Source organism: Marinobacter iranensis (genome assembly GCF_029207565.1).
GTDB lineage: Bacteria > Pseudomonadota > Gammaproteobacteria > Pseudomonadales > Oleiphilaceae > Marinobacter > Marinobacter iranensis.
On sequence record NZ_JANCMW010000015.1, the window covers coordinates 89,692 to 104,120 of the forward strand.

Annotated in this window: 14 protein-coding genes; 7 read left to right on the forward strand and 7 right to left on the reverse strand. The window is 58.3% G+C overall.

What is annotated here, in order from left to right; all coding sequences use genetic code 11:
- Positions 1-30 precede the first annotated feature (30 nt).
- The 3 genes from pyrH to rpsB form a co-directional block, all read right to left on the reverse strand.
- Positions 31-759, reverse strand: a complete 729-nt coding sequence (pyrH, locus tag NLU14_RS19260; protein WP_275709632.1) for a UMP kinase — start codon at positions 757-759, stop codon at positions 31-33.
- Between the two features lie 185 nt (positions 760-944).
- The gene (gene tsf / locus NLU14_RS19265; protein WP_275709634.1) at positions 945-1,814 is read right to left on the reverse strand and encodes a translation elongation factor Ts; all 870 of its coding nucleotides are present in this window, start codon (positions 1,812-1,814) and stop codon (positions 945-947) included.
- A gap of 90 nt (positions 1,815-1,904) precedes the next feature.
- On the reverse strand, positions 1,905-2,657 hold the full coding sequence (gene rpsB, locus NLU14_RS19270) for a 30S ribosomal protein S2 (protein WP_275709636.1): 753 nt from the start codon (positions 2,655-2,657) through the stop codon (positions 1,905-1,907).
- Positions 2,658-2,942: 285 nt separating this feature from the next.
- On the opposite strand from rpsB, the gene map reads away from it, so the two are divergent.
- From map to dapE, 6 genes are all read left to right on the forward strand, one after another.
- A complete protein-coding gene (gene map / locus NLU14_RS19275; RefSeq protein ID WP_275709638.1) occupies positions 2,943-3,713 on the forward strand; it encodes a type I methionyl aminopeptidase in 771 nt (256 codons plus the stop codon).
- Positions 3,714-6,359, forward strand: a complete 2,646-nt coding sequence (locus NLU14_RS19280; protein ID WP_275709640.1) for a [protein-PII] uridylyltransferase — start codon at positions 3,714-3,716, stop codon at positions 6,357-6,359.
- A complete protein-coding gene (gene dapC / locus NLU14_RS19285; RefSeq protein WP_275709642.1) occupies positions 6,356-7,552 on the forward strand; it encodes a succinyldiaminopimelate transaminase in 1,197 nt (398 codons plus the stop codon). Before NLU14_RS19280 ends, dapC begins: the two co-directional genes overlap by 4 nt.
- Before the next feature lie 76 nt (positions 7,553-7,628).
- On the forward strand, positions 7,629-7,973 hold the full coding sequence (locus NLU14_RS19290; RefSeq protein ID WP_275709680.1) for an ArsC family reductase: 345 nt from the start codon (positions 7,629-7,631) through the stop codon (positions 7,971-7,973).
- Positions 7,974-7,985: 12 nt separating this feature from the next.
- Entirely contained in the window at positions 7,986-9,014 is a 1,029-nt protein-coding gene (gene dapD, locus NLU14_RS19295; protein WP_275709644.1) for a 2,3,4,5-tetrahydropyridine-2,6-dicarboxylate N-succinyltransferase, read from the forward strand.
- The gene (gene dapE / locus NLU14_RS19300) at positions 9,001-10,149 is read left to right on the forward strand and encodes a succinyl-diaminopimelate desuccinylase (RefSeq protein WP_275709646.1); all 1,149 of its coding nucleotides are present in this window, start codon (positions 9,001-9,003) and stop codon (positions 10,147-10,149) included. The genes dapD and dapE overlap by 14 nt, the downstream gene beginning before the upstream one ends.
- Here the strand turns inward: dapE and NLU14_RS19305 are convergent, their stop codons facing one another.
- Entirely contained in the window at positions 10,150-10,368 is a 219-nt protein-coding gene (locus NLU14_RS19305; protein WP_275709648.1) for a SlyX family protein, read from the reverse strand.
- 184 nt (positions 10,369-10,552) lie between these two features.
- Between NLU14_RS19305 and NLU14_RS19310 the strand changes: the two genes are divergently transcribed.
- Positions 10,553-11,134 carry a cold-shock protein gene (locus NLU14_RS19310; RefSeq protein WP_275709650.1) on the forward strand — a complete coding sequence of 194 codons (582 nt, stop codon included), beginning with the start codon at positions 10,553-10,555 and terminating at the stop codon, positions 11,132-11,134.
- A 61-nt stretch (positions 11,135-11,195) separates the two neighbouring features.
- Here NLU14_RS19310 and NLU14_RS19315 read toward each other — a convergent pair whose 3' ends face one another.
- Genes NLU14_RS19315 through NLU14_RS19325 form a run of 3 tightly spaced genes read right to left on the reverse strand, consistent with a single transcriptional unit; the run spans position 11,196 to position 14,417 of the window.
- A complete protein-coding gene (locus NLU14_RS19315; RefSeq protein WP_275709652.1) occupies positions 11,196-11,573 on the reverse strand; it encodes a hypothetical protein in 378 nt (125 codons plus the stop codon).
- The gene (locus NLU14_RS19320; protein ID WP_275709655.1) at positions 11,545-12,957 is read right to left on the reverse strand and encodes a hypothetical protein; all 1,413 of its coding nucleotides are present in this window, start codon (positions 12,955-12,957) and stop codon (positions 11,545-11,547) included. The genes NLU14_RS19315 and NLU14_RS19320 overlap by 29 nt, the downstream gene beginning before the upstream one ends.
- A 53-nt stretch (positions 12,958-13,010) precedes the next feature.
- Positions 13,011-14,417 carry a mannose-1-phosphate guanylyltransferase/mannose-6-phosphate isomerase gene (locus NLU14_RS19325; RefSeq protein ID WP_275709657.1) on the reverse strand — a complete coding sequence of 469 codons (1,407 nt, stop codon included), beginning with the start codon at positions 14,415-14,417 and terminating at the stop codon, positions 13,011-13,013.
- Positions 14,418-14,429 lie beyond the last annotated feature (12 nt).

Genomic DNA, 14,429 nt, shown 5'->3' on the forward strand with positions numbered 1-14,429 from the left:
GGATTCGTTATTCAAAATTACTCAATCAGATTATTCAATTAATGTGCCTTCCGATTCTCCGGTTACAATCCGGGTCAGTGCGCCGGCCCGGTTCATATCGAAGACCCGAAGAGGCATGCCATGGTCCCGGGCAAGACAAATTGCAGTCAGGTCCATCACACCCAGTTTCTTGTCCAGTACTTCGTCGTAGGTCAGGTGGTCGTATTTTTCCGCTGACGAATCCTTGTAGGGATCGGCGGAATAAACGCCATCAACCTTGGTTGCCTTCAACACGGCATCGGCTTCAATCTCTATGCCGCGCAGGCAGGCTGCCGAATCGGTCGTGAAGAACGGGTTGCCAGTGCCGGCACAGAAAATCACCACATCGCCATCTTTCAGGTCACGTACGGCCCGGCGGCGATCATAATGCTCAACAATACCACTCATGGGGATGGCAGACATAACCCGGGTACGAATGTTGGAGCGTTCAAGGGCATCACGCATGGCCAGGCCGTTCATGACTGTCGCCAGCATGCCCATGTGGTCGCCGGTCACCCTGTCCATGCCCGCGGCATTCAGGGCAGCACCGCGGAACAGGTTGCCACCGCCGATGACCAGGCCCACCTGGACACCAATGCCAATGAGGGAGCCAATATCCAGCGCCATCCGGTCAAGTACCTTGGGATCAATGCCAAAATCATGATCGCCCATCAGGGCCTCACCACTGAGCTTGAGCAGAACACGTTTGTATCTGGGCTGGGTATTGGACGACTTCGGCATGAGGATCCCCTTCTATGTGTCTGGCTTGGTGCCTGGCAGGACAAGCTTCTCAGGCTTGTATCTGACATACTCCTTGACAAAAGGGGTATCTCAGATACAAGCCCGCCACGAGAACCGGACAAATCCGGCTAACGTGGCAGACTTGGAAGGTGCCGAAGCCCGCGCTCAGGCACCTGTATGAAGGATCAGGACTTGCCGGTACCCGCCGCCGCAGCGACCTCGGCAGCAAAATCCACTTCTTCCTTCTCAATACCTTCGCCGACTTCCAGACGAACAAAGCTGACCAGATCGGCGCCGTTCTCTTTGATCAGCTGACCAACGGTTTGGTCAGGATTTTTGACGAACGGTTGCTCAACCAGGCTGTTTTCCGCCAGGAACTTCTTGATACGGCCGCCCATCATCTTCTCGACGATTTCAGCAGGCTTGCCTTCCATATCTGGCTGGGCCTTGATGACCGCTTTCTCTTTCTCGAGCTCGTCGGCCGGCATGTCTTCCGGCTTGCCAACCCGCGGGTTAACAGCGGCAACGTGCATGGCAACGTCCCGAGCAACTTCAGGGTCGCCAGCGGTCAGGGCAACAACAGATGCAATCTTGTTGGTGCTGTGAACGTATGCGCCCACAACCGGACCCTCCACCCGGACGATACGACGAACAGTAATGTTCTCGCCGATCTTCTGAACCAGCGCTTCGCGCTTGGCTTCCAGATCGCCTGCCATCAAATCCGCTACGTCTGTCTTGCCGTTTTCGAAGGCAACATTCAGAACGTCGTTGGCGAAGTTCATGAAGTTGTCGTCACGGGCAACGAAGTCGGTCTCGGAGTTCACTTCCAGAATGTAGGCGACAGTGTTGTCGTCAGACACCTTGATCAGGGAAACACCTTCAGCAGCGGTACGACCCGCTTTCTTGGCAGCCTTCAGGCCGGAAGACTTGCGCAGTTCTTCAATAGCAGCATCAACGCTTCCGTCAGCTTCCACCAGAGCCTTTTTGCATTCCATCATGCCAAGGCCGGTGCGCTCACGGAGCTCTTTGACCATTGCAGCAGTAATTGCAGCCATGTTCATTCCTCTTAACTGTTCCGAATTCTGGACCGGTGTGCCCGGCGATAAACCACGGGCACACCCTACAACCTGTTCGCGAAGGAAATATTACTCCGCAGCGGGAGCAGCACCTTCCGCGTTCTCACTGACTTCTACGAACTCGTCAGCGCCGGCACCGGCAGACTGGGCCGCCTCAATGCAGGTATCAGCAACAGCTTGCACGTAAATCTGGATCGCGCGGATGGCATCGTCGTTACCAGGGATTACGTAATCAACGCCGTCCGGGTTGCTGTTGGTATCAACCACACCGATAACAGGAATGCCCAGCTTGTTGGCTTCCTTGATAGCGATACGCTCGTGATCAACGTCAATCACGAACATGGCATCCGGCAGGCCGCCCATGTCCTTGATACCGCCGATAGAGCGCTCAAGGCGGTCCATTTCACGGGTACGATCAAGGGCTTCTTTCTTGGTCAGCTTGTCGAAGGTACCGTCCTGGCTTTGTGCTTCCAGGTCGCGGTAGCGACGGATAGACTGGCGAATGGTCTTGTAGTTGGTCAGCATGCCGCCCAGCCAGCGGTGATTCACGTAAGGCTGATTGGAACGGAGCGCTTCTTCCTTGATGATCTTGGCCGCTGCACGCTTGGTGCCCACGAACAGGATCTTGTTCTTGCTGTTTGCGAGATTATGCACAAAGTTCAGTGCATCGTTCATCGCGGGAACAGTCTGTTCAAGGTTGATGATATGAATCTTGTTACGAGCGCCGAAGATGAACTTCGACATTTTCGGGTTCCAGTAACGGGTCTGGTGACCGAAGTGGGCGCCTGCTTTCAGCAGGTCACGCATATTTACCTGAGCCATGATATTTACCTTTTTAGCTTCGGGTTAGTCCTCCACACGTCCGATTGACCCAACCTGAACCCGTTGCTTTTTATGTAGAGCAACAGAAGCAGGCACCCTGGGACAACGTGCCGACGTGTGTGCGAATTTGCCGGATTTGTTTCCAGCGGGCGCGTTTATACCATAAATCGCCCGCCGGATTCCATTAATTTGTGCCGCTGGCCATGCCCTGAATCCGCCTCTTCCTTGTACCGGACCACACTCCCCCTTAAAATGCCTGTTTGATCCACATCAACGGGAAACCCAATGCAGGTATCGATCAAGACTCCGGAAGAAATCGAAAAGATGCGGGTCGCCGGCCGCCTGGCGGCTGACGTTCTCGAAATGATCGGCGAGCACGTCAAACCCGGCGTAACCACCGAGGAACTGGACAACATCTGCCATAACTACATGGTGAACGAGCAGAAGACCATTCCGGCGCCGCTGAACTACAAGGGTTTCCCGAAGTCGGTGTGCACCTCGGTCAACCATGTGGTGTGCCACGGCATCCCCACCGAGAAAAAGGTGTTAAAGGAAGGCGACATCCTCAACATTGATGTCACCGTCATTAAGGATGGCTGGCATGGTGACACCAGCAAGATGTTCATCGTTGGCAAACCCAAGCCCGGCACCGAGCGCCTGATCCAGATCACCCAGGAATGCCTGTATAAAGGTATCGAACTGGTTAAACCGGGCGCCCGCCTCGGGGACATCGGCCACGTTATCCAGCAGCATGCCGAGAAGCACCGGTATTCCGTGGTGCGCGACTACTGCGGCCACGGTATCGGCCAGGTCTTCCATGAAGACCCACAGGTAATGCATTACGGCAAGCCCGGCACCGGCATGGAGCTCCAGGAAGGCATGACCTTTACCATCGAACCGATGATCAACCAAGGCAAGTACCACACCAAGCTGCTACCGGATGGCTGGACGGTAGTCACCAAGGACCACAAACTCTCTGCACAATGGGAGCACACCATCCTGGTAACGGCAGACGGCCACGAGGTACTGACCAAGCGTACGGAAGAGTCATTCTAGGTGGACTTCAGCGAACTGGAAGCCAGGATCAGTAACGATGCATCTCCCGTCCGGGCAGCCCGGGAACTGCTGAAGGAACGCTACAACGCCGATGCGGAAGCGTTCCGACAGGGAGCCGATGTTCGTGCACTGGTTCATTCCCGCTCCGGCACGCTGGACACCGTTCTCGCCCTGATATGGAACCGCAATGCCTTTGCCGCCTCTGGGGATATTTCCCTGGTTGCGGTTGGCGGCTATGGCCGGGGTGAGCTCCACCCTCACTCCGACATTGATCTGCTGATCCTCACCCGCAACGGTATCGATGAAAGCTGGCAGGAAGACCTGGGTGCCTTCGTTACCCTGCTGTGGGACCTGAAACTGGATATTGGCCACAGCGTGCGCAGTATCCAGGAGAGCCTGGATTCGGCCAGGGAAGACGTCACGATCCTGACCAACCTGCTGGAAACACGCACCATCGCCGGCCCCGATGACCTGCGTGACGAGCTCAGCCATCAGGTGTATTCCGACGCCATCAGCTCCGACCGCGACTACTTCATCGCCAAACGGGAAGAACAGAAGCGCCGACACACAAAGTATGGTGACACCGAATACAATCTGGAGCCCAATGTTAAAGGCTCCCCCGGGGCCCTGCGGGACATACAGACCATCGGCTGGATCACCAAGCGCCACTTCGGCCTGCAGAACATTGCCGACCTCACCCGTTTCAGCATCCTGACCGAAGAAGAACACCAGATCCTGCTGCAGGGCGAGACCTTCCTTTGGCGCCTGCGGTTTGGCCTGCAACTGATTGCCGACCGCAATGAGAACCGCCTGTTGTTCGATCACCAGCGGGCCCTTGCACAAATGCTGGGGTACAAGGACGAAGGCAAGCGCCTGGGCGTTGAACTGATGATGCAGTCCTACTACCGCACCGTACTGGCACTGGCGGAGTTGACCGACGTTATCCTGCAGTACTACGACGAAGCCATACTGGGCGCGGGGAATGACGACGACATCCTGCCCCTGAACAAGCGCTTCCAGATCCGCAACTATTACATTGAGGCGATCAACAACCAGGTTTTCGCCTACGCGCCCTACGCCATCATGGAAATTTTCGTGCTGATGGCACAGCACCCGGAGATCAAGGGCATTCGGGCCACCACTATCCGTTCCCTGCGGGCACACCGCCACCTGATTGACGATGCCTTCCGATCAGACCTGGCCGTTACGTCCCTGTTCATGGAATTGCTGCGAACCCCGCACGCCCTCGACCAGACCCTGTCTGCGATGAAGAAATACAACGTGCTGGGCCGCTACCTGCCGGAATTCGGCCAGATTATCGGCCAGATGCAGCACGACCTGTTCCACATCTACACCGTGGACGCCCACACCATGCGGGTGATTCGCAATATGGTGCGGCTGGACAGCGCCGAGGCCCGTAATGACTACCCCCTGGCATCCCGGCTGATTCACCGGTTACCAAAGCTGGAAACTCTGTACATAGCCGGCCTGTACCACGATGTTGCCAAGGGCCGTGGTGGTGACCACTCGGAGTTGGGCGCGATTGATGCGGAAAGCTTCTGCGAACGCCACCACCTGAGTGAGCGGGACACCCAACTGGTATCCTGGCTGGTAGAGAACCACCTGCTGATGTCCATGACAGCCCAGCGCAAGGACATTTCCGACCCGGACATCATCCACGGGTTTGCGCGCTCTGTTCCCAGCCAGGTTCACCTGGATTACCTCTATGTGCTGACGGTGTGCGACATCAGCGCTACCAACCCGAAGCTCTGGAACACCTGGCGAGCGTCGCTTTTGCGTCAGCTTTACATCGAGACCAAGCGGGCACTTAGGCGCGGCTCGGAAACACCGGTGGACCGTCAGGAATGGGTGCGCGCCACCCAGTCCGAGGCGCGGGAAATCCTCCATGCCCAGAACATGACCGACGAACAGATCGACGGCATCTGGGAAACCCTGGACGAAGACTACTTCCTGCAGGATTCCACGGTAGACATCGCCTGGCAGACCGCCGCCATTATCCGCCACGGTGACGACCCCGATCCGCTGGTGCTAATCCGCGACACCCGTGGCGGGCCTACGGACGGCTATTCCCAGATCATCATCTACATGAGCGACCGCATCGATCTTTTCGCGGCCACCACGGCGGTGCTTGAACAGCTCAACCTCAACATCGTTGATGCGCGAATCAGCTCCAGCGAAGGCCCCTTCTCCATCAGTTCCTATATTGTGCTGGACGAGAAAGGAAAGCCCCTGGGCATCGACCCTGCCCGCAAGGACCGGGTTCGCATGCGCCTGATCGAGGAACTGGACGACCCGGAAGATTACCCGGACATCATCCACCGGCGTACCCCCAGGCAGCTCAAACACTTTGCCTTCCCAACGGAAGTCACCTTCTCCAACGACACCATTAACCAGCGTACGGTGATGGAAGTGATCACCCCGGACCGCCCCGGCCTGCTGGCGCGGGTTGGCCAGGTGTTGCTGGAGCATCGTGTGCGGTTGACCAACGCCAAGATTGCCACCCTCGGCGAGCGAGTAGAGGACGTATTCTTTGTAACCGACGAGCATGGCGAGCAGATCAGCGACCCCGCCGTCTGCCTGGCCCTGCAGCAGGATCTTTGCCAAATGCTGGACGATACCCAATGAACCCCGACCTGGACAGACTCCACCCCTACCCGTTCGAAAAACTGACGAAACTTAAGGCCGGCATCAGCGTGCCACAAGATCTGGCACCGGTTTCACTGGGGATTGGCGAGCCCAAACACCCGTCCCCGGAATTCGTGAAACGGGTAATTGCGGATAACCTGGACAAGCTCGCCAACTATCCGACCACCAAAGGCACCGACGAGCTGCGCCAGGCCATCGCAGCCTGGGCCACCCGTCGCTTTGAACTGGCACCCGGAACACTGACACCGGAGTACCATATCGTTCCAGTGAATGGCACCCGGGAAGGCATCTTCTCGCTGGTCCAGTCGGTGGTGGATTCAAGCCGGGCCGCCACCGTGGTCAGCCCCAATCCGTTTTACCAGATCTACGAAGGGGCCGCGTTCCTTGCCGGTGCCACTCCCCGTTATCTTGCCTGCGACGCAGACAGCAATTTCATACCGGACTTTGACAAAGTTCCGGAATCCGTGTGGAAAGACTGCCAGGTGCTGTTCCTGTGCTCACCGGGCAACCCCAGCGGTTCGGTAATTCCCCGGGAGACGTTGGTGCGGGTCATCGAACTGGCGGACAAGCATGATTTCATCGTTGCGTCTGACGAATGCTATTCCGAGCTCTACCCTGACGAAAATCAGCCACCGGAAGGGCTGCTGCAGACCTGTGCCGCTATTGGCCGCAACGATTTTGCCCGTTGCATTGTGTTCCACAGCCTGTCGAAACGCAGCAACCTGCCGGGCCTGCGTTCCGGTTTCGTGGCCGGCGACGCGGATATCCTGAAGGGCTACCTCAAATACCGCACCTACCACGGCTGCGCCATGCCCATCCACAACCAGTTGGCGAGCATTGCCGCCTGGAACGACGAGGATCACGTGCGGGAAAACCGCGCTGCCTACCGCGCCAAGTTCGAGGCCGTGGTACCCATCCTGCGGGAAGTGATGAACGTGGACTTCCCCGATGCCGGTTTCTACCTCTGGCCGGAAACGCCAATGGACGACGAAACGTTTGCTCGGGAATTGTCGGCGCAGCAGAATGTGCATGTACTGCCAGGGCGCTATTTGTCGCGCACGGTGGATGGGCACAATCCGGGTGAAAATCGGGTGAGGATGGCTCTGGTGGCGCCGCTGGAAGAGTGTGTGGGAGCGGCGAAACGTATTGTGGCTTTTGTGAAAGGGACCTGATACCCCCTCTCCCTGGCCCTCTCCCGCTAGGGGAGAGGGAATTATAGATAACGACTTGGGTGATGTTTTGAACACTGTGAAACTTTATGGCATCAGGAACTGCGACACGGTCAAGAAGGCCCGGAAATGGCTGGATGGCGCAGGCATCGACTACGAGTTCCATGATTTCAAGAAGGACGGCCTGGACACCGACCGGCTCAGCCAGTGGGAGCTGGCGGCTGGCTGGGAAGTGCTGCTGAACCGCCGTGGTACCACCTGGCGCAAACTTCCGGACGAGGTTCGTGATAATATTAGCGCCCAATCTGCCCACAGCCTGATGCTCGACAATCCGTCCATCATCAAACGGCCCGTGGTTGAGCACGGCGAGACGGTCAGCGTCGGCTTTAACGCCGGTGAATGGGCTGAAAGATTCAAACACTGAAGGAGCACATCAATGAGTTTTGCATTCGGAATTGGTATCGGCAGCCAGAACAACCAGGGCGAGTGGCTGGAAGTGTTTTACCAGCAGCCGGTCATCACCCCCGATAACGGCCTCATCGAAGTGGCTCGTAACGTATTGAATTACCAGGGTGGTAACCAGGCGGTATCGGCAACGCCCGATCAGCTCAAAGCGCTTTCGGACGGCCTGCGCCAGCTTGGCCAGATGGAGCAGTCCACACTGGCGGGCAAAGCCGCTGAAAGCCGTCGCCCGGTTGTGGTGACCCTGCTGGACACGGACGACACCGCCTCCAGCACCCCGGAGGTGTACCTCAAGCTTCACCTGATCTCAAGCCGCCAGGCCAAACCCCATGAGCTCAAGCTGGACGGCATCTTCGGATTGCTGCCCAACCTGGCCTGGACCAGCGAAGGCGCCATTGACCTGAACGAACTGCCGGACCGCCAACTCAAGGCGCGTCTCGAAGGCCGTACACTGGAAGTGAAGTCCGTCGACAAGTTCCCGCAGATGACTGATTACGTGGTGCCCAAAGGCGTTCGCATTGCCGATACCGCCCGCGTTCGCCTGGGTGCCTACGTGGGCGAAGGCACTACCGTGATGCACGAAGGCTTTATCAACTTCAATGCCGGTACCGAAGGCACCAGCATGATTGAAGGCCGCATTTCCGCTGGCGTGATGATTGGCCAGGGCTCTGACCTCGGCGGTGGCTGCTCCACTATGGGCACCCTCTCAGGTGGCGGCAACATCATCATTTCCGTGGGCGAGAACTGCTTGATCGGCGCCAACGCCGGTATTGGCATTCCCCTGGGCGACCGCTGCAAAGTGGAAGCCGGCCTATACATCACCGCTGGCACCAAGGTTGCCCTTCTGGACGACAACGACGATCTTGTGGAAGTGATCAAGGCCCGGGATCTGGCCAGCAAACCAGACCTTCTGTTCCGCCGTAACAGCCAGACCGGCGCGGTTGAGTGCAAAACCAACAAGTCCGCCATCGAACTGAACAAAGAGCTGCATGCAAACAACTAATCCCCCCTCCCTTTCCGCCACCCTGGATCTGGCGGTTGACCTGATCCGCCGGCCATCCGTAACTCCGGACGACGCCGGCTGTCAGGAGCTGATGATGTCGCGGCTTGCGGCCCTTGGCTTCAAAGGCGAGGCCCTGCGCTTCGGCGAGACGGACAATCTCTGGGCCCGCAGGGGCTCGGATGGCCCGCTGCTGGCCTTCGCCGGCCACACGGATGTTGTCCCCACCGGCCCGGAGAAAAACTGGCGCCATCCGCCGTTCGATGCGGTGATCGACGACGGTTTCCTCCATGGCCGGGGCGCTGCCGATATGAAAGGCAGCCTGGCAGCGTTTATTACCGCCTGTGAGCGCTTCGTCGTCAAACATCCGGATCATCGGGGCTCCATCGCCCTGCTGATCACCAGCGACGAAGAAGGCCCCGCCCAGGACGGCACCGTTAAGGTGGTGGAAACCCTGGAGGCCAGGAATGAAAAGATCGACTGGTGCCTGATTGGCGAGCCCTCCAGCACCCATGAGGTGGGCGATGTCATCAAGAATGGCCGCCGGGGGTCGCTCCACGGTTATCTGACGGTGCACGGCACCCAGGGGCATGTGGCCTACCCGCATCTGGCGGAAAACCCGGTGCATACCGTTGCCCCGGCGCTGGACGCCCTGGCGAAGGAGTTCTGGGATAACGGCAATGACTTCTTCCCGCCCACCACCTTCCAGATCACCAAAATTGAGGCCGGTACCGGCAGCAACATCATTCCTGGTGAATGCCTGGTCCACTTCAATTTCCGCTATTGCACGGAAAACTCGGCCGAAAGCCTGGAAGAACGAGTGGTTGCGATCCTGGACCGCCACGAACTGAAATACGACCTGCAATGGCACCTGAGCGGCCGCCCTTTCCTGACGGATAGTGGCGCACTGGTCTCGGCGGCGCAGAGCGCCATCCGCACCATCACTGGCCGGGAGGCCGAACTGTCCACGTCCGGGGGCACTTCAGACGGACGCTTTATCGCGCCCACGGGCGCCCAGGTACTTGAGCTTGGCCCTATCAACGCCACGATTCACAAGGTGAACGAATGCGTCAAGGCGGCGGACCTGGATACCCTGTCGGAGATCTACGAGCAGGTTCTTATCGAACTGCTGGCCTGATCAATAATGGGGAGGAGGCGTTTCGTCCTCCTCCTTCCTGATGTTCGATGACGACACTTCCTTGAGCTGTGTGTTCAGTTGTTTTTTCGCTTCCCAGAGTTCCCGTATATCCAGCTCCTGGCGGGCCAATTGCTCGCTCAGGGTGTGGATAACATCGTCCTGGAATGCCAGCCGGGTTTCCAGCTCGTCCAGCCGAGCTTGTAGATCTTTATCGCTCATGTAGTCATGCCGCTTGGTCAGCGCTCCCCGTTATCTGGTATCATTCCGCTTTTGCCCGCCAAGGGAATTGCGAGATCGTTTTCATATCTGGCAAGCCCTGGTGGTTTTCACCGCCGGAGACCCGATTTTACCCGATATCCGGCTCTTTATCGTTAGCGTTTGATTAATGGAGAAACTTCAGTCCATGCAAAACCCAGCAAAAGCGATCGTTCTTGCTCTCCTGGTCGCCATTCCGTCACCCTTTATCCTCGGTTTTCTGTTGGTGACTTTCACCCCGGAACTCTTCCAGATCCTGTCACAGTCCGGTACCAGTGAGCTGGCAACCAATACCACGTTTGTACTGGGCAGCGCCCAGGGTATTGCCGCCTACGTCATTGCCGTCGTCCTCTTCGGCCTGGCAGGCTTCCTGACCGTGGCACTGGCCGCCAAAAAACCGGCAGCCGTAAGGCAGCAGGCTTCCCGCGCCACCGCGGCGCCACGTCAATCCGCACCGCGTCAACAGGCTCAGCCAGATTACGACGAGGAAGACGAGGACTACGACGACTCCACCCCGGAAGGCGACGAAGAGGGCACCGTCAAGTGGTTCAACGTCAAGAAAGGCTTCGGCTTTATTGTCCGTGACAGCGGCGATGAAGTCTTCGTTCACTTCCGTGCGATCCGTGGCCGTGGCCGCCGCGTTCTGCGCCAGGGACAGTTGGTCCGGTTCAGCGTAGTGGAAGCAGACAAGGGCTTGCAGGCGGACAACGTGTCTATCCTGAGCGAGTGAACCGCAACACTTCCCAGTCCCAAAAAAGGGGTAGCCAGTGGCTACCCCTTTTTTCGTTTTCTCAGTTCCAGACAGCCAACTGTTCACCCCGTTGATCCAGCCGCCACCATCGCTCGTCTTCCACCGGCTCCCCTTCTTTCCAGTCGCCAGGGCTACAGCGAATCTCAGTGTCCATGGCTCGCCAGGCACTTCGGGCGCAATCCAGGTCCGAAATCCAGGGCAGGTCCTCCCCTTCCAGGATCAGCGACGTGAACCGCTTACCTCCGGCGCCCGGATACAGACTGATGCGGACCCGGTGACTCCGATAGAAACCAGCACCCTTCACCGCACCGTCGCCCAACGAATTATCTTTTAGTTCAATATCATCAAGATGGTTCGCAAGCCAATCCGATACCGCTGACGACACCAGGTCACGAATGTAGATTTCGAGGTCCCGCACTCGCTGTTTCTCCCGCCGGTTGATCACAATGGAGCACATAGTGAACCGGCCCGGGGCGTGCTGCAACCCAGCGTTCCAGTTCGTGCCGAAGATCCTCCACTTTCAGTGTACGAAGCGTGCCTTCGGCTTGACGTTCGTGCCACGCAACTTCCGCGGCCGCCCGCTCAATGGCCACGTGTTCAAGTGACCGCTCCAACCCTTCCGTGGGCTGTTGTCTTGCCATTGCCACCAGGGACTGGCGCCGGAGCGTATCCGTCTTCCCCGCCAGTGCCATGCTTTCGATGGGGCCACGTTCCGCAAACAGGTTCAACCTTGCGGCTGCCCGCTCCACCCACTGAATCATTCCACCGGGTGATCCCACCAACTGGCTTCGGCTTGACGCTGCATAGCGGATAAGCGCCTGGGACAATTCGACGTTCCAGCGCTTTTCAATGGCCGGCTGATGCGCCGTGAGAATGGCCGCCTTCTGCCCGGGGCTGGTGCCGGGCATATCAAAAACATCGAAGTCCCTTCCCAGTGATCGCTCCAGTTGCTCAATCGCGGTGCCTGCACCTGGTGAATCGGGACCCAGCATGATGACAGGCCCGGGATACCCGGTAACCAGCCCCCTGGCCACACTCAGCTCTGAAGCCATCATTGCAACCAGATCCACCGGCGAAACGTTATCCAGAACCAAGGCGGGGTAGTCCTTGCGGTCAACAGCGTTGGAAGGAATCGCGGGGCAGTCGCTGGCCATCACTTCCGCCTCGTTACGAAGATCAAGCTTCACAAAGCCACAATCCAGGAAAGGCAGCAGAGCCTGCAACCAACTGGTTTTGCCGCTGCCCCTTGAGCCCCTGACCCAGACCAGCGCACCGGGAACCGACACCAGCGTTATCGAAACATCCTCGGCGAGCCCCAACCAGTCCAGATCGGTAATCACCATGGGGGCATCCCCTGTTGTGTTCGGGGTTTCGGTGGCCTTCTGTTGGCTGCTGTTGGTGGCGGGCCAATGGCCAACCAGTTCCAGTACCGCGACGTACGCTTTCTCCTGCAGGCGCTCGGCGTTGCGCGTCAATACCGATAACAGTATCGGCCAGTCCAGCCAGGGGGCGTCGCTCAGTTCGCGGGCGGAGGAGAACCAGTACATGAGTTGCGAGGACAGCAGGCCTTCGCTTCCGACTTCCGTCACGATGGGCTGTTCGCACTGGATGGTACGGGTCAGCTCATCAAGGTCGACGCCGCGGCCACGCAGGAAATCGCAGATGGCGGGCTCGCCATCCAGCAGCGCCAGCAGGAAATCCTCTACGGTGATGGCATAACCACCGCGTTGGGCGACGCTGTCCCGTGCCCGTTGCAGTGCGGTTTGACAGAGGGGGCTCAGGCATCCTTGCCAGTCTTCCATTCACTTCTCCTTGTGTTAGTGGGCATCGTCCTGATGCCGTTTCATGAATCCGGTCAGACCCGGTTGTAGGTGTCCTCAAAGCGTACGATATCGTCCTCGCCCAGGTAGCTGCCAGTCTGGACTTCAATCAGTTCCAACGGAATCACACCCGGATTGGTCAGCCTGTGGGTAACGCCCAACGGAATGTAGGTGGACTGGTCTTCAGTGAGCAGCAATACATCGTCACCACGATTGACCGTCGCGGTTCCCTTGACCACCACCCAGTGCTCAGCCCGGTGGTGGTGCTTCTGTAGCGAGAGAGAGGCGCCCGGCTTGACAGTAATACGCTTCACCTGGAAGCGTTCACCCATGGCGATCCCCTCGTAGGTGCCCCAGGGGCGATGAACCTTCTTGTGGAACCGGTGCTCGTGGCGGCCCTGGGCCTTGACCTGGGCAACCAGCTTTTTTACATCCTGAACCCGGCCGCGATCGGCCACCAGTACCACGTCATCGGTTTCAACAATGACATGGTCGGTAATGCCCAGGGCGGCAATCAGGCGGCCCTCCGAGTGAATATAGGAGCCGGACACGTCCTCGGTAATTACGTCTCCCCGGCACACATTATTGTTCTCATCGTGGGGCTGGATATCCCAAAGTGCTGACCAGGAACCCACGTCCGACCAGCCTGCGTCCAGGGGCACCACCACGGCATCGCGGGTTTTTTCCATAACCGCGTAGTCGATGGAATCGTCCGGGCAGGCCTTGAAGGCTTCCGTTCCAACGCGGGTGAAATCCATGTCGGCGTTACGCTCTTTCCAGGCGGCGCGGCAGGCTTTGATCATGTCTGGTTGCTGGGCTTCCAGCTCTTCCAGATAACGATCAGCCCGGAACAGGAACATGCCGCTGTTCCAGAAATAGTCGCCTTCGTCCAGATATCGACGGGCGGTTTCTTCATCCGGCTTTTCCACAAAGGCGGCGACATCGTTATAGCCTTCATGGGCTGCGCCAGCCTTGATATACCCGTAACCCGTATGGGGAGCATTCGGAACAATACCGAAGGTAACCAGTTTGCCCGACCGCGCGGCTTCCGCCCCCTGGCTGACAGCCTGGCGGAATACATCCTGGTTCTTGAGTACATGATCCGAGGGCATGACCAGCAGCAGCTCTTCCGGGTTTTCCTCCGCCGCTGCCAGGGCAGCCAGGGCGATGGCCGGAGCGGTGTTGCGGCCCACCGGCTCGAGGATGATGCCGGCAGTGCGCTCCGACGCCTGGGCCTGCAGGTGGGCAGCCACGACGAATCGATGTTCCTCGTTGGTGATCGCCATAACCCTGGCTTTCTCATCGAGGGCCAGCCCACGGTCAATGGTTTCAGCCAGCAGGGTTTCGTCAGACACCACCGGCAGAAACTGCTTGGGATAGGCCTCACGGGAAAGCGGCCATAACCGGGTGCCGGAACCACCAGAAAGAATCACTGCAAGCATGGGTCGTCCTTG

Excerpts from the sequence above, each read along its gene's own strand:
- pyrH (WP_275709632.1), bottom strand. The coding sequence starts at position 759 with ATGCCGAAGTCGTCCAATACCCAGCCCAGATACAAACGTGTTCTGCTC.
- tsf (WP_275709634.1), bottom strand. The coding sequence starts at position 1,814 with ATGGCTGCAATTACTGCTGCAATGGTCAAAGAGCTCCGTGAGCGCACC.
- rpsB (WP_275709636.1), bottom strand. The coding sequence starts at position 2,657 with ATGGCTCAGGTAAATATGCGTGACCTGCTGAAAGCAGGCGCCCACTTC.
- map (WP_275709638.1), top strand. The coding sequence starts at position 2,943 with ATGCAGGTATCGATCAAGACTCCGGAAGAAATCGAAAAGATGCGGGTC.
- dapC (WP_275709642.1), top strand. The coding sequence starts at position 6,356 with ATGAACCCCGACCTGGACAGACTCCACCCCTACCCGTTCGAAAAACTG.
- dapD (WP_275709644.1), top strand. The coding sequence starts at position 7,986 with ATGAGTTTTGCATTCGGAATTGGTATCGGCAGCCAGAACAACCAGGGC.
- dapE (WP_275709646.1), top strand. The coding sequence starts at position 9,001 with ATGCAAACAACTAATCCCCCCTCCCTTTCCGCCACCCTGGATCTGGCG.
- NLU14_RS19305 (WP_275709648.1), bottom strand. The coding sequence starts at position 10,368 with ATGAGCGATAAAGATCTACAAGCTCGGCTGGACGAGCTGGAAACCCGG.
- NLU14_RS19310 (WP_275709650.1), top strand. The coding sequence starts at position 10,553 with ATGCAAAACCCAGCAAAAGCGATCGTTCTTGCTCTCCTGGTCGCCATT.
- NLU14_RS19320 (WP_275709655.1), bottom strand. The coding sequence starts at position 12,957 with ATGGAAGACTGGCAAGGATGCCTGAGCCCCCTCTGTCAAACCGCACTG.
- NLU14_RS19325 (WP_275709657.1), bottom strand. The coding sequence starts at position 14,417 with ATGCTTGCAGTGATTCTTTCTGGTGGTTCCGGCACCCGGTTATGGCCG.